The sequence below is a fragment of the Sinorhizobium sp. M4_45 genome (assembly GCF_002885915.1).
Classification (GTDB): Bacteria; Pseudomonadota; Alphaproteobacteria; order Rhizobiales; family Rhizobiaceae; genus Sinorhizobium; species Sinorhizobium meliloti_A.
This window is the reverse complement of record NZ_NWVE01000007.1, coordinates 46,472-59,763: the sequence shown is the minus strand read 5'-3', so window position 1 is coordinate 59,763 and position 13,292 is coordinate 46,472. Positions and strand designations below refer to the sequence as shown.

Sequence of the window (13,292 nt, the reverse complement as noted above, 5' to 3'; positions counted from 1 at the left end):
GTGCCCGTCCGGCGTTAGTACCAACGCAGTTGGGAGGCGCAGGATGAAACACGCGGAAATTGGAAAGCTCGACAAATCCCAGGCTAGGCATGTCTGGGATGTGGCGGAGTATTGCAGGCGCACCGGCATCCACAAGGCCGAGGAACGCCGCCTGATCAGGGTTCTCGGGCGATTTGCATCCAGCCACGAGCTTCAGATGAACATCGTGCGTCCTCAGACGCGCATGCGCTGACATCTCCGCGTTTCCATTGCCGTCTAATCGTTCGCTGTTCCGTCGAAACGGCGATACACGCAGCAGCAGCCGCAGGAGGCGCACGTGTGGGCAACTCTCACCGGTGCAGTTCTTTTTATCAGCGGGCTTCTCTACATGGCCTGGGAGGCGCTCGGGCGGCGGCGGTTGAGCCAGCCGCCGCAAGGCAATCCCAAGCAGACGCTTGAGCCGCGCGGGCAAGGGCTGCGCTTTCTGAGCCCGCTGCGCAACTGGCTGGGCGTCGTGCTCATGGTTGTCGGCGGCATTCTCCTGCTCTTCGGCATGCGCTGAAACAGCGTGCCTCCCTGTTCCGGACGAGACAAAAACGGATGATGGCGCGGCGTTCAGGCCGGGCCGATCTCGATCAGGAAAACTTCCGATGCGATGTCGGCCGAGAGCGTGAGCGTGGCCGGCTGGACGAGAACCGCCGCGTCGAGCCCGTGCAGGGTTGCGGAAACGCCTTCGGTCACGAGCGCAACGCTGCCGCGATGACAGAAGAGAACGAGATCGCGGGCGCTCGTAGCCACCGGCTGCGAGCCCTCGACATGAATCCTGCGCACGCGGTGCTTCAATGCCTGGCGGCGTGTCATCACATTGAGATCGGTGACCGGGCCATCCGCGAGGGTCGCGGATGTCGGCAGATCGGCAGGAAAGGTGAGGGGGGCGTCCGAGGCGGTCAGCAGTTTCGGTTGCCGGCCCTCGATCGCGAGCGTCATCCCGCTACCCTCCAGGATCGACAGGGTGCGGTCGATGCCGGGAAAGATCGAGAAGGCGCCATTGGTGGCGACGGTCGCCATGCTTATGCGCCAGTCGAAATCGGCAATGGTGGCACGGTCCGGAGAGACGGCGATTTCCACCGTCTCTCCGCCGCCGTTCTTCCACGGCATATGCCTGTACTCGCTCGAGCGCAGAATTCGCATCATCGTCAGCCGAGCCATCCCATCGACGTTCCGATCCAAATGATCGGCGCCGTCACCAGTATGCTCAATACGACGCGAATATACCAGATCACCAGAAGATCGCGAAAGCTGAGCGGGATCGAGGTCGCCAGCACGCAAGGGACCGAGGCGGACAGGAACAGAACCTGGCTGACCGATACCACCGCGGCCAGGAACTTCACCTCGGGCACTGCCTCCTTGAGCAGGATGGCGGGCAGGAACATCTCGGCGAGACCGGAGGCGAGCGCCTTTGCCGCCTGCATCGGCTGGCCGAATTGCGCGAGCCAGGTGAAGGGGTAGAGCGTCAGGCCGAGAATGTCGAAGATCGGCGTGAACTTGGCGGCGAGAAGTCCGATGAGCCCGACTGCCATGATGCTCGGCAGGATCATCGCCGCCATGCGCAGTCCATCCAGGAAGCTTTCGCGCAGCAGCGCCGGTAGGCTCTTGGCGATTGCCGCCTGCTCAAGGCCGGTCTCCGCGGCGACGCTCAGGCGGCTGCGCCCCGGGGGCAACGGCTGGTCCCGATCGCCCTCGTGCGCAAGGCGGGAAAGCGGCCAGATCCGGGCGGTGATGGCAGAAACGATGAACGTGACGACGAGCGTCGTCCAGAAGTAGAAATTCCAGATATCCATGAGCCCCAGCGTCTTCGCCACGATGATCATGAACGTGGCCGACACGGTGGAAAAGCCTGTCGCGATGATCGCCGCTTCGCGCACCGTGTACTTGCCTTCGCGGAACACGCGGTCGGTGATGAGGAGCGCAAGGGAGTAGCTGCCGACGAAGGAAGCGACGGCGTCGATGGCGGACCAGCCCGGCGTACGCCAGATCGGCCGCATCACGGGCTGGACGAGCACGCCGGTGAATTCGAGAAGGCCGTAGCCGATCAGAAAGGCGAGTGCCAAAGCGCCGATGGGTACGATCAGCCCGACCGACAGCACCAGCTTATCGAAGAGGAAGGGCAGCATGTCGGGCGCGAAGAGGATCGCGGGCCCTATGCCGGCGAGATAAAGGCCGGCAAGCACCAGTCCGAGGACGCGCAGGACCGAAAAGACGGCGTCGGTCGTCGTCTTGCGCCAGGTCCCCTTCACGATGGGTCCGAAGGCGCCGTACGCCATCAGCAGCAATACGAAGCCGATCGCCACCGGCCGTGCATGGGTCGATATGGCCGTTGCCGCATGGTCGAGCAGGATCGTCGACTTGCCGGCGATTTCGACCGGCACGAAGAACAGAAATATGCCGATGAGGCTGAAAAGAATGAGCCGCAAGGCTGCGCCGCCGCGCGAGCCCCCTGCCTCGGTGGTGATGTGCGTCATGTCGTCTCCTCCCTTCCCGTTCAGAGCGGGGTTACAGGCTGGCCTTCGACGGCGCGGCTCGCATCAACAGCCGCATCCGGTCGAAGTCTTCGTTCATCGGGCGATCGTCGCGATAGGCGGGAATCTCCGAGCGTATGCGCCCGTAAAGGGCAGCAGTGCGTTGCGCCTTGCCAGGTCCCTGCGGCTGCAGCTCATAGGCCTGAGCGGACGCAAGCAGTTCGATCGCCAGGATCCGCTCGAGATTGTCGACGATCGAGAGCGCTTTCCAGGCCGCCGGTGTCGCGTGGGTGAGCATGTCTTCCTGAAGCGCGGAGGTGATGCCGCCGTCGAGGCTGGCCGGCGCTGCGAGCCGCCGGTTCTCCGCCACGAGCGCGGCAGCCGTGTACTGCGCGATCATGAAACCCGAGCACACGCCGCTATCGCCGGCGAGGAAGGCAGGCAAACCGCTCACCAGAGGGTTCACCAGCCGGTCGATGCGGCGCTCGGAAATTGCTGCGACCTCCGCCACCGCGACGGCGAGGCTGTCCATTGCGAGGCCGAGCGCGGCACCGACGGCATGGGCCTGCGAATGCACCTCGGGTGACTCCGGCGCACCGGCAACGGCCGGGTTGTCGGTAACGCTTGCAAGTTCGCGATCGACGATTTCGGCTACCTGGCCGAAGGCGTCGCGGGCGGCGCCATGCACCTGCGGCACGGCCCTGAGACTCAGCGGATCCTGGGTGCGGGTGCCGGCCGTACCTGCCAGCATCGGGCTATCCGCCAGCCAGTCGCGCAGGCTTTCGCCGACTGCGTTCAGGCCAGGGGATCGGCGCAGAGCCAAGGGCAATTCGGCAAAGGCATTGGCCTGGCTGCCGAGGTTTTCGTAAGTCATCGCCGCGGCTGCATCGGCCCAGGCGAAGAGCCTTTCCGTGCGTGCGAGCGCCAGTGCCGCCAGACCGGTGGCGCACGGGGTTCCGTTGACGAGGCTGAGACCTTCTTTCGCTTCGAGCCGCAACGGCACAAGCCCCAGACGGGCGAGGGCATCGCCGCCGCTCAGTCTTTCAGTCCCCAGCATGGCCGAGCCGTGACCGATCAGCACGAGGCCGATCGCGGCGGCGTGGGTCAGATATCCAACCGAACCACGCGACGGAATGAGAGGGATGATGTCGGCGTTGAGCAGCGCCAAGAGTGTTTCGACCGTCTCGATCCGCACGCCGGAATAGCCGTGGGCGAAGTTGGCTATCTGTGCTGCCATGACGGCCCGGGCTTCCACTCGACCTAGCGGATCTCCGACGCCGCAAGCGTGGCTCAGGATGATGTTGCGCGAGAGCGCCTGCTGGTTCTCACGGCTGATGACGACATCGCAAAGGGCGCCGACGCCGGTGTTGATGCCGTAGCCACGGATGCCGCGGTCCACCAATGCGTCGACGATCCGGCGGGCATGGGCGATCCGCCGGCGCGCAGGCTCCGACAGGTCGAGGCGGACGCCCTCGGCGATCGAAGCGATCTCGCGCCAGGTAAGCGGCCCATCGATCGAAATCATCTCACCCATGGGTCTCCGGCCTTTCGTGCCTGCGCTGGACGAACCGGGCAACATAGTCGTTGGCAGGGTTGTCGAGGATGTCGCCCGGTGTGCCGACCTGAACGACCTGACCGTCCTTCAGGATCGCGATCTCCGACCCGATGCGTAGGGCCTCGTCGAGATCATGGGTGATGAAGACGATGGTCTTTGCAAGATTCTGCTGGAGTTGCAGCAATTGGTCCTGCATGTCGCCGCGGATCAGCGGGTCGAGGGCACTGAAAGCCTCGTCCATCAGGATCACATCGGTGTCGGCGGCGAGCGCTCGTGCAAGGCCGACGCGCTGCTTCATGCCGCCCGAGAGCTGATGGGGAAATTTCGCGTCGTAGCCGGACAGGCCGACCGTTTCGATCCATTTTATGCCGATTTCGCGGGCATCGTCCTTCGACACGCCGCGCACGCGCTGTCCGTAGACGACATTCTGGAGCACGGTCCGGTGCGGCATCAGGGCAAAGCTCTGAAAGACCATGCTGACGCGCCGCATGCGGAAGGCACGCAGCGCCTTCGCACCCAGGTCGAGGATGTTGTCGCCGTCGAAAAGGACCTCGCCGCTCGTTGGTTCTATCAGCCGGTTGAGGTGGCGCACCAGCGTCGACTTGCCCGATCCGGAAAGCCCCATGATCACGAAGATCTTTCCGGCGCCGATCTTCAGGCTGACATCGTTGAGGCCCACGCTGCAGCCGGACCTCGCCAGGATATCGGCCTTATCGAGACCGTCCTTGAGCATGGCGAGCGCCTTCTTGGCGTCATGCCCGAATATCTTGTAGACGTTCCGGATCTCTATATCAGCCATTGCGGGCGTCCTCCGTCCGGGGCTTGCCGAAGCCTTGCGTGATGCGGTCGAGCACGATCGCGAGAATGACGATGCCGATGCCGGCCTCGAGGCCCTTGCCGACGTCGAGCGTCTGAATGCCGTTGAGCACCTGTTCGCCGAGGCCGCGCGCGCCGATCATCGAGGCGACGACGACCATCGACAGCGCCATCATGATCGTCTGGTTGAGGCCGGCCATGATCGTCGGCGTCGCAAGGGGCAGTTCGACGCCGAAGAGGATCTGTCGCGGACTGCCGCCGAACGCCGTCGCAGCTTCGACGACTTCCGCGTCGACCTGGCGGATGCCGAGATCGGTGAGCCGGATCAGCGGCGGGACGGCGTAGATGATGGTCGCGAGGATAGCGGGCACCTTGCCGAGCCCGAAGAGCATCAGCGCCGGGATGAGATAGACGAAGCTCGGCATGGTCTGCATGACATCGAGCACCGGCAGAGTGATGTTGCGGACGGTGCGGCTCTTCGCGACGAGAATCCCCATGGGCACGCCGATCACTACCGAGACGATGGTCGCCATCAGCATCAGCGCGAGCGTCTGCATCGTCAGGTCCCAGAGTCCGAGGACGCCGACGGCGACCAGCAACGCGCCCACCGCCAGCGTCAGCGACCAGCGCCGCGAGCTCCGCCAGGCAAGCGCCATGAAGGCGAGAATGACGAGCCACCAGGGCAGGCCGCGCAGGATCCATTCAATGAACAGAACCGCCTTCAGGATGACGGCGCTGATCGCCTTGAAGACCCAGCCGTAATTGGTGACGAGCGCCTGGATGAAATCGTTCACCGGCGCGCGGATCGAGAGATTGAGAGAGTCCGGAAACATCGGATATCGTTCCTTGTTCAGGGCGGCGGCGCGAAGCCAAGACCCTCCTGGCCCGGGGAAGCAGCCCTTTCCCTACCGTCGCAACGCGCCCCGCCTGGTGGCGGGGCGCTGGCGACTGCCGGCCGGAAAGGCCGCTTTTACTTGAGACCGGCTTCGATCTTGCCGCGCGCCTCTTCCGAGACCCACTTGCTCCAGACGTCGCCCTTGGTTTTCAGGAATTCGGCGGCAGCCGCCGTGGCGTCGACCTTGTTGTCGGCCATATAGGCGAGGCTGGCGTTGACCTCCTCGAGCGGGAATGTTGCCTTTTCCAGAATCTCGACGATTTCCGGCGCTTCCGAAGCGAAGGTGCTGTTCACGCCATAGGCCACGTCGACGGAAGGGAAGGCGCAGCCTTCGTCACGTTTGCCGTTGGCGCTGCTCAGTTCTTTCCAGCAGGCTTCGTTATAGGCCGGCTCTTCGAGCTGGATCAGCTTGAATTTCCCCATGATCGCGGTCGGCGACCAGTAATAGAAGAGGATAGGCTCACCCTGGAGATAGGCGGAGGTGATCGCCGCATCCAGCGCCGTTCCCGTCCCCGGCCGGAAGTTCACATAGGCCTCATCGAGCTTGTAGGCCTCGAGCTTGGCGGTGCTCACGCCCTCGCAGGTCCAACCGGAGGGGCAGTTGAGGAACCGGCCTTTGGATGGCTCCTCCGGATCGGCGAAAATCTCGGCGATCTTCGGATCGGTAAGCTGTGATACGCTTTTCAGGTCCGGCGCCTTGGCTTCGATATTGCGAGCGGGATCGCCGTGGACGACATAGTCGGGCACGAACCAGCCTTCGCTGGCACCTACGAAGGGCTTGCCGACGGCCACCACCTTCTTTTCTTCGACCGCCTTGTTCCAGACGTCCGAACGGCCGAGCCATTCCTCGGCGAAAATCTGCACGTCGTTGTTGGCGGTTGCCTGTTCGAGAGTCACGGAATTGCCGGGGATCGAGTCGACCTGGCAGTCGTATCCCTTGGCAAGAATCGTCTTCATGACCTCGGTGATGAAGGCGCCGCTTTCCCAGTCGATGCCGGCGAAGGTCACGGTCTTGCCGTCGCCGCAATAGGAAGCATTGGCGCCGCTGGCGGAAGCCGCCAGCATCAGGCCGGCGGCAGCGAAGGTGAGTCTCATTGTGCTGATCGACATGCGCATTCCCCCATTTTTAATCGCGATTCGATTGCTATTTGAGCTTGTTCAGAACGCACGCGAAGGCGCGATCGATGTCTTCCTCCCGGTCATGCCGTCCGTCGCGGATCTTCCATTCGCCAGCGATCATGACGTCGCGAACCGTATCCCCGCCGAGTGCGAAGAGCCAGCGGTCGAGAATCTGGTTGCCGCTTGCCGCGGCGATATAGGGATTGGATCCGTCGAGAACGACGAAGTCGGCCATCGCGCCGACGCGGATGCCCGGCTCTTCCATTCCGGCGGCATGTCCGGCCGCTTGGGCGCCGCCGGCAAGCGCCGCATCGAAGATTGTCCTGCCGACGGAGGCGCCGGGCGCGGCGAGCCGGTTGCGCCTGCGGTCGCGCAGGCGCTGCCCGTATTCGAGGAGCCGAAGCTCTTCCGCGACGCTCGTCGCGACATGGCTGTCGGTTCCGACCCCGAAACGTCCGCCTGCGGCAAGAAAATCGACCGCGGGAAAAATTCCGTCGCCGAGATTGGCCTCGGTCGCGGGGCAAAGGCCGGCGACCGCGCCCGACCGGGCGAGCCGGTTCGTCTCGTCGGGCGTCATGTGCGTCGCGTGGATCGCGCACCAGCGCTCGTCCACCGGCATGTTGTCGAGAAGCCATTCGACCGGGCGCCGGCCGCTCCAGGCCAGGCAATCCTCCACTTCGCGGGGCTGCTCGGCGACATGGATGTGGATGGGGCCGGTGAGGGGCGATGATTCCAGGATCGCGCGCATTTCCTCCGGCGTCGCCGCCCGCAACGAATGGATCGCATAGCCAAGCCTCGCGCCTGTCGCATTGCAAGCGGGCGAGAGACGATCGAGCAGCGCGAGGAAGCCGTCGGGATCATTGAGGAAGGGACGCTGCCCCGCGCTCGGCGCAGCTCCGCCGAAATTGGCATGGGCGTAGAAGACCGGCAGATGGGTTAGGGCGATACCGCTCGTCTGCGCGGCCCTTAGTATCCGCAGCGACATTTCCGCCGGGTCCGCGTAAGGCGTGCCGTCGAGCTGATGGTGGAGGTAGTGGAATTCGACGACACGGCCGAAGCCGCCTTTCAGCATTTCCACATAGAGCTTGGCGGCGATTGCCTCGAGATCGTCCGGGTCGACCAGGCCGACGGTGCGATACATCTCCTCGCGCCAGGTCCAGAAGCTGTCGTCGCCTGTTCCGGCCACTTCCGCAAGGCCGGCCATCGCACGCTGGAAGGCGTGGGAATGCAGGTTCGCCATCGCCGGCACGACGGGTCCGGACAGATGCTCGTCGCCCGGTGCCTTCGATTGCCCTGCTTCCACCGCGAGAATGCGTCCCGCCGCGTCGACGGAGATCGCGACGTCCTTGGACCAACCGGTCGGCAGCAGCGCCTGTTCGGCAAACAGTCGATGAGCGGACAAAGCTGTCATGAGCGCCGTTCCTGTGCGTGGTTGTATATGGAACTATAGATATTTTCTTGTGGCGCGCAAGCTGGAAATAAAGGAAAACAAGCGCTGATTTGCCGGGCCGGCGGCGCCCGGCCGCAACGGAGCATCGCATGGCGGTATCGGGTCGTAAGAGCGACAGGGCGGTTTTCGACGACGGGCCGGTACCGCGCTATGAAGCGGTCAAGCAGTTCATCCGCAGCCGCATCGAAAGCGGCGATTGGCCGCCGCACCATCGCATACCGTCCGAAAACGATATCGTCGCCGATCTCGGAGTCAGCCGGATGACCGCCAATCGGGCACTTCGCGAACTGGCGAGCGAGGGTGCGATCACGCGGGTCCAGGGGGTAGGGTCCTTCGTGGCTGCCCACAAGGGCAGCACGGCCCTTCTCGAGGTGCGCAATATCGCCGACGAGATTCGCGAGCGCGGCCACAGGCATACCTCGCGGATCACGCTCCTCGAGGAGGAGCAGGCAAGCACCGGGGTCGCAGAGGCGCTCGGGCTTGCGACGAACGCGCGGGTCTTTCACTCGATCATCGTCCACGCGGAGGACGACGTTCCGATCCAGATCGAGGACCGTTTCGTCAATCCTGCAATCTGCCCCAATTACCTGGAACAGGATTTCACCAGCATGACCCCGAACGTCTATCTGACGTTGGTGGCGCCGATCACGCGGACGGAGCAGATAGTCGAAGCCGTTCTGCCGAAGCCGTGGGAATGCAAGCTCCTTTCGATCGGCCGCGGCGAACCGTGCCTGATGATCCGTCGACGGACCTGGTCGGAAGCTGCGAATGTGACGGTCGCGTGGCTCACCTATCCGGGTACGCGCTATCGTCTTGAAGGTGTTTCGCAGTAAGAAGGACACCTTCGCAGAGACGGGAAGGAAATGATGGAAGACGAATTGCTGAAGCGCCGCACGCGGCTTGCGAGACCGGACGTGTCGATCGAAGAGGCGCAGGCGATCCTGGCTCAACATTACGGCCTTTCCGGCTATCTTACGGAACTCGGCAGCCAGCAGGACCGCAACTACCGCGTCGACACAAGCGAGGGACGTTTCGTCCTCAAGATCGCGCGTGCCGAATATGCGCGGGCCGAGATCGAAGCCCAGAATGCCGCTTTGCGGCATGTCGCCACCAGGCCCGATGCTCCCAAAGTGCCCGAAGTGATGTCCGCTTTGAGCGGCGAGGAAATCGTTGCCGCATCCGTTCGCGAGGAAACCTATCAGTTCCGGTTGCTCACCTATCTCGACGGCACGCCTCTGACGCGCCGCAGGCACCTGGCCGTGGAAACCGTGGCGGCACTTGGCGATCTTGCGGGCCGGTTGGCCGTCGCACTCAGGGATTTCGATCACCCGGGGCTCGAGCGGGAGCTGCAATGGGACCTCAGAAGGGCGGGGCCGGTCGCGCTTCACCTGCTTTCGGCCATGAGCGACATCGATCTGCGCCAGCGCATTGCCGAGGCGATGGTCGGCGCCATGCGCAGGGTTCAGCCGCTGATGCCGGAGCTGCGCCTGCAGGCGATCCATCAGGACGTCACCGACGACAATGTCGTGAGCCGCGCGAACAGGAGCGGGCGCCTCATCCCCGACGGCGTCATCGATTTCGGCGACGTGCTGAAAGGATGGGTGGTCGCCGATCTTGCCGTTACCTGCGCATCGCTGCTGCATCACTCGGACGGAGATCCCTTCCATATCCTGCCGGCGGTGAAGGCGTTCCATGCCGTCTGCCCTTTAACGGATGCCGAATTGAAGGCGCTCTGGCCGTTGATCGTCGCGCGTGCCTGCGTTCTCGTGGCGAGCACGGCGCAGCAGCTCGAGGTCGATCCGGAAAATGCCTATGTCGAAGGCAATGCCGCGCATGAGCGGGAAATCTTCGACGTTGCCGTTTCGGTGCCTCTCGAACTCATGGAGCATGCGATCGGAGAGGCCGTGGGGAGGGCTCCGCAGCTTTCTCCGCCCGAGATGGGCGGTCGGCTGCTGCCCGAGCTCGACCTTTCGGAAATAGGCATCGTCGATCTTTCCTCGCTCGGCCCGCACCTTCCTGCCGATCGCTGGCATTACGAGGACACCGAAGCCCTGCTCCTGCAATCGGCGGCGCGTGCGGCCGGTGCCGCGGCGACGCGCTATGGCGAGTACCGGCTGACGGAAACGAGGCTCCTGCAGGCAAGCGCCCCCCGGACATTCGCCCTGCACGTGGATTTATGCCTGCATGGGCAGACTGCCGTGCACGCGCCTTTTGCCGGCCGGCTCCACCAGCGCGGCGGCAAGCTGATCTTCTCGGGCGAAGGTCTCCATCTCCATCTTTACGGCGTGGAGGCAGCCGAACTCGCCGAGGACGCGTTCGAGGCGGGCGCACGGATCGGCGTGGTCCCCGGCGATCCGTCGGCCCTGGGGTTCATGCGCGTCCAGCTTTGCACGACGCCGGAGGTGGACCCGCCCGCCTTCGCTGCGTCACATCAGGCGGAGGCATGGTGCCGGCTTTGCCCGTCGCCCGCACCGATCCTGGGCTTCGATTGCGATGCGGCCTTGCCGGACGCGGCCGGGCTCCTCGAGCGCCGCCGACGGCACTATGCCCGGCCGCAGAAGAACTATTACCGCACGCCGCCGCAGATCGAGCGCGGCTGGAAGGAGCATCTCTTCGACGTCGAAGGGCGCGCTTATCTCGATATGGTCAACAACGTCACGCTCGTCGGCCACGGGCATCCGCGCCTGTCGGCTGCGGTCGGGCGGCAATGGTCGCTGCTCAACACCAATTCGCGGTTCCACTATGCTGCCGTGACGGAGTTTTCCGAGCGGCTTGCGGCGCTCGCGCCGGAAGGTCTCGACACTGTCTTTCTGGTCAACAGCGGATCCGAGGCGAACGATCTCGCCATCCGGCTCGCCTGGGCCCATTCCGGAGCGCGCAACATGATCTCGCTGCTGGAGGCCTATCACGGCTGGACGGTCGCGAGCGACGCCGTTTCCACCTCGATCGCGGACAATCCGCAGGCGCTGACGACGCGTCCCGACTGGGTCCATCCCGTCGTCTCGCCGAACACCTATCGAGGCCCGTTCCGCGGGGAGGGTTCGACGGGCGACTATGTCGACGCCGTGTCTCGAAAGCTCGCGGAACTGGACGAGAAAGGCGGGAAGCTCGCCGGTTTCATCGCAGAACCGGTCTACGGCAATGCCGGCGGCATTCCGTTGCCTTCCGGCTATCTGGAAGCGGTCTACGCCATGGTCCGCGAGAGAAGCGGCGTCTGCATCGCCGACGAGGTGCAGGTCGGCTACGGGCGGCTCGGTCATCATTTCTGGGGTTTCGAGCAACAGGGCGTCGTGCCCGATATCATCACCGTCGCCAAGGGCATGGGCAACGGCCATCCGCTGGGCGCGGTCATCACGCGGCGCGAGATTGCCGATGCGCTGGAGAAGGAAGGCTATTTCTTCTCTTCCGCCGGCGGCAGCCCCGTGAGTTCCGTCGTCGGCTTGACCGTCCTCGACATTCTTCACGACGACGCCCTGCAGGAAAATGCCCGCGCGGTGGGCACCCATCTCAAGAGTCGGCTCGAGGCGCTCGGGGACCGGTTTCCTCTCGTCGGCGCCGTTCACGGCATGGGGCTTTACCTGGGCGTGGAATTCGTCCGCGACCGCGAAACGCTCGAACCGGCCACCGAGGAAACCGCGGCGATCTGCGACCGCCTTCTCGATCTCGGCATCGTCATGCAGCCGACCGGAGACCATCTGAACGTCCTGAAGATCAAACCGCCGCTTTGCCTCGCCCGGGAGAGCGCCGATTTCTTCGCCGATATGCTGGCCAGGGTGCTCGAAGAGGGATGGTAGGAGAAAGGCGCCGCCGGAATTCCCTGCGGCGCCTGCTTTGATCCGCTGCATGTCGTGTCCTTCAATCGGCTGCGATCGAAGGAAACATGCAGAAGGTCAGCGGACCGGCGGCGCGTAGATCAGGCCGCCGTGGTTCCAGAGCCTGTTGAGGCCGCGATCGATCCTGAGCGCGCTCTCCTTGCCGAGGTGACGCTCGAAGATCTCACCGTAGTTGCCGACCGCAGCCACCGTCTGGTAGGCCCATTTCGGATCGAGCCCGAGCGCCTTTCCGGCTTCGTTGTCGATGCCGAGGAAGCGCTTTTGTGCGGCGGTTCCGCTTTCGAGGAGCGAAGCGGCATTGTCCCGGGTGATGCCCAGCTCCTCTGCCTCTATCATCGCGAAGAGCGTCCAGCGAACGACCTTGAACCATTGATCGTCGCCCTGGCGGACGGCAGGGCCGAGCGGCTCCTTGGAAATGACTTCCGGCAGGATGACGAAGCGGTCAGGATCATTGAGCGTCAGCCGCTGCGAATAGAGGGCGGAGGCATCGGTGGAATAGACGTCGCAGCGGCCGGAATTGAAGGCCTGGATCGTCTGGTCCGCCTTTTCGAAGGCGATCACCTGATACTCGATCCTGTTGGCGCTGAAATAGTCCGCCATGTTCTGTTCGGTCGTGGTGCCGGTCTCCGTGCAGACGGAGGCGCCCGAGAGCTCCTTGACGCTCTTCACGCCGATATCGTTGCGCACCATGAAGGCCTGACCGTCATAATAGTTCACGCCGACGAAGCTCATGCCCAGATCCGTGTCGCGCGAAAGCGTCCAGGTGGTCTGGCGCGAAAGCAGGTCGACCTCGCCGGATTGGAGCGCGGTGAAGCGCTCCTTGGTCGAAAGCGGCACATATTTCACCTTCTCCGGACTGCCAAGGGTGGCGGCCGCGACCGCACGGCAGAAATCGATGTCGAAGCCGGACCACTCGCCCTTATCGTCCGGGGCGGAGAAGCCGAGGACGCCCTGACTCACGCCGCAACGCAGCTCGCCGCGCTGCTTGACGACGTCGAGGGTTGCGGCCTGCGCCGTCGTGCCGGCAAGAAACGCCGTCGCAAAGAGTGCCAAAATGCCGGTTTTCATCGTCCTGTCCTCCTCCGTTATAAGACGCAATCATTGAGCTCCAGGACGCGCGTCGCGC

General features: G+C 64.1%; 12 protein-coding genes. 4 read left to right on the top strand and 8 right to left on the bottom strand.

The window, feature by feature from the left end; all coding sequences use genetic code 11:
* The first annotated feature begins 43 nt into the window (after positions 1-43).
* Together CN933_RS19395 and CN933_RS19390 are read left to right on the top strand one after the other, a co-directional pair.
* A complete protein-coding gene (locus tag CN933_RS19395; protein ID WP_018096873.1) occupies positions 44-232 on the top strand; it encodes a hypothetical protein in 189 nt (62 codons plus the stop codon).
* Between the two features lie 84 nt (positions 233-316).
* The gene (locus CN933_RS19390) at positions 317-541 is read left to right on the top strand and encodes a membrane protein (protein ID WP_018096874.1); all 225 of its coding nucleotides are present in this window, start codon (positions 317-319) and stop codon (positions 539-541) included.
* Positions 542-594: 53 nt separating this feature from the next.
* Here the strand turns inward: CN933_RS19390 and CN933_RS19385 are convergent, their stop codons facing one another.
* From CN933_RS19385 to hutF, 7 genes are all read right to left on the bottom strand, one after another.
* On the bottom strand, positions 595-1,188 hold the full coding sequence (locus tag CN933_RS19385; RefSeq protein WP_018096875.1) for a HutD/Ves family protein: 594 nt from the start codon (positions 1,186-1,188) through the stop codon (positions 595-597).
* Positions 1,176-2,501: a YjiH family protein gene (locus CN933_RS19380; protein ID WP_018096876.1), complete on the bottom strand. Its 1,326-nt coding sequence runs from the start codon at positions 2,499-2,501 to the stop codon at positions 1,176-1,178. Before CN933_RS19380 ends, CN933_RS19385 begins: the two co-directional genes overlap by 13 nt.
* Before the next feature lie 31 nt (positions 2,502-2,532).
* The gene (locus tag CN933_RS19375) at positions 2,533-4,032 is read right to left on the bottom strand and encodes an HAL/PAL/TAL family ammonia-lyase (protein ID WP_018096877.1); all 1,500 of its coding nucleotides are present in this window, start codon (positions 4,030-4,032) and stop codon (positions 2,533-2,535) included.
* The gene (locus CN933_RS19370; protein WP_018096878.1) at positions 4,025-4,852 is read right to left on the bottom strand and encodes a quaternary amine ABC transporter ATP-binding protein; all 828 of its coding nucleotides are present in this window, start codon (positions 4,850-4,852) and stop codon (positions 4,025-4,027) included. Before CN933_RS19370 ends, CN933_RS19375 begins: the two co-directional genes overlap by 8 nt.
* Positions 4,845-5,702 (bottom strand): ABC transporter permease, encoded by an 858-nt coding sequence (locus tag CN933_RS19365; protein ID WP_018096879.1) that lies wholly within the window; start codon positions 5,700-5,702, stop codon positions 4,845-4,847. Before CN933_RS19365 ends, CN933_RS19370 begins: the two co-directional genes overlap by 8 nt.
* A gap of 137 nt (positions 5,703-5,839) precedes the next feature.
* A complete protein-coding gene (locus tag CN933_RS19360) occupies positions 5,840-6,874 on the bottom strand; it encodes an ABC transporter substrate-binding protein (protein ID WP_102762208.1) in 1,035 nt (344 codons plus the stop codon).
* A gap of 34 nt (positions 6,875-6,908) precedes the next feature.
* The gene (gene hutF / locus CN933_RS19355) at positions 6,909-8,294 is read right to left on the bottom strand and encodes a formimidoylglutamate deiminase (protein WP_018096881.1); all 1,386 of its coding nucleotides are present in this window, start codon (positions 8,292-8,294) and stop codon (positions 6,909-6,911) included.
* A gap of 128 nt (positions 8,295-8,422) precedes the next feature.
* Here hutF and hutC point away from each other — a divergent pair, with 128 nt between their 5' ends.
* Positions 8,423-9,166: a histidine utilization transcriptional repressor HutC gene (gene hutC, locus CN933_RS19350; protein WP_018096882.1), complete on the top strand. Its 744-nt coding sequence runs from the start codon at positions 8,423-8,425 to the stop codon at positions 9,164-9,166.
* Positions 9,167-9,196: 30 nt separating this feature from the next.
* Positions 9,197-12,127: an aminotransferase gene (locus tag CN933_RS19345; protein WP_018096883.1), complete on the top strand. Its 2,931-nt coding sequence runs from the start codon at positions 9,197-9,199 to the stop codon at positions 12,125-12,127.
* Between the two features lie 96 nt (positions 12,128-12,223).
* On the opposite strand, the gene CN933_RS19340 is transcribed toward CN933_RS19345, so the two are convergent.
* On the bottom strand, positions 12,224-13,234 hold the full coding sequence (locus CN933_RS19340) for an amino acid ABC transporter substrate-binding protein (protein WP_018096884.1): 1,011 nt from the start codon (positions 13,232-13,234) through the stop codon (positions 12,224-12,226).
* Positions 13,235-13,292: the final 58 nt, after the last annotated feature.

What these genes read in the sequence shown, in the direction of transcription:
- hutF (WP_018096881.1), bottom strand. Translation starts at nt 8,294, where the DNA reads ATGACAGCTTTGTCCGCTCATCGACTGTTTGCCGAACAGGCGCTGCTG.
- CN933_RS19365 (WP_018096879.1), bottom strand. Translation starts at nt 5,702, where the DNA reads ATGTTTCCGGACTCTCTCAATCTCTCGATCCGCGCGCCGGTGAACGAT.
- CN933_RS19380 (WP_018096876.1), bottom strand. Translation starts at nt 2,501, where the DNA reads ATGACGCACATCACCACCGAGGCAGGGGGCTCGCGCGGCGGCGCAGCC.
- CN933_RS19360 (WP_102762208.1), bottom strand. Translation starts at nt 6,874, where the DNA reads ATGTCGATCAGCACAATGAGACTCACCTTCGCTGCCGCCGGCCTGATG.
- CN933_RS19340 (WP_018096884.1), bottom strand. Translation starts at nt 13,234, where the DNA reads ATGAAAACCGGCATTTTGGCACTCTTTGCGACGGCGTTTCTTGCCGGC.
- hutC (WP_018096882.1), top strand. Translation starts at nt 8,423, where the DNA reads ATGGCGGTATCGGGTCGTAAGAGCGACAGGGCGGTTTTCGACGACGGG.
- CN933_RS19375 (WP_018096877.1), bottom strand. Translation starts at nt 4,032, where the DNA reads ATGGGTGAGATGATTTCGATCGATGGGCCGCTTACCTGGCGCGAGATC.
- CN933_RS19385 (WP_018096875.1), bottom strand. Translation starts at nt 1,188, where the DNA reads ATGGCTCGGCTGACGATGATGCGAATTCTGCGCTCGAGCGAGTACAGG.
- CN933_RS19370 (WP_018096878.1), bottom strand. Translation starts at nt 4,852, where the DNA reads ATGGCTGATATAGAGATCCGGAACGTCTACAAGATATTCGGGCATGAC.
- CN933_RS19345 (WP_018096883.1), top strand. Translation starts at nt 9,197, where the DNA reads ATGATGGAAGACGAATTGCTGAAGCGCCGCACGCGGCTTGCGAGACCG.
- CN933_RS19395 (WP_018096873.1), top strand. Translation starts at nt 44, where the DNA reads ATGAAACACGCGGAAATTGGAAAGCTCGACAAATCCCAGGCTAGGCAT.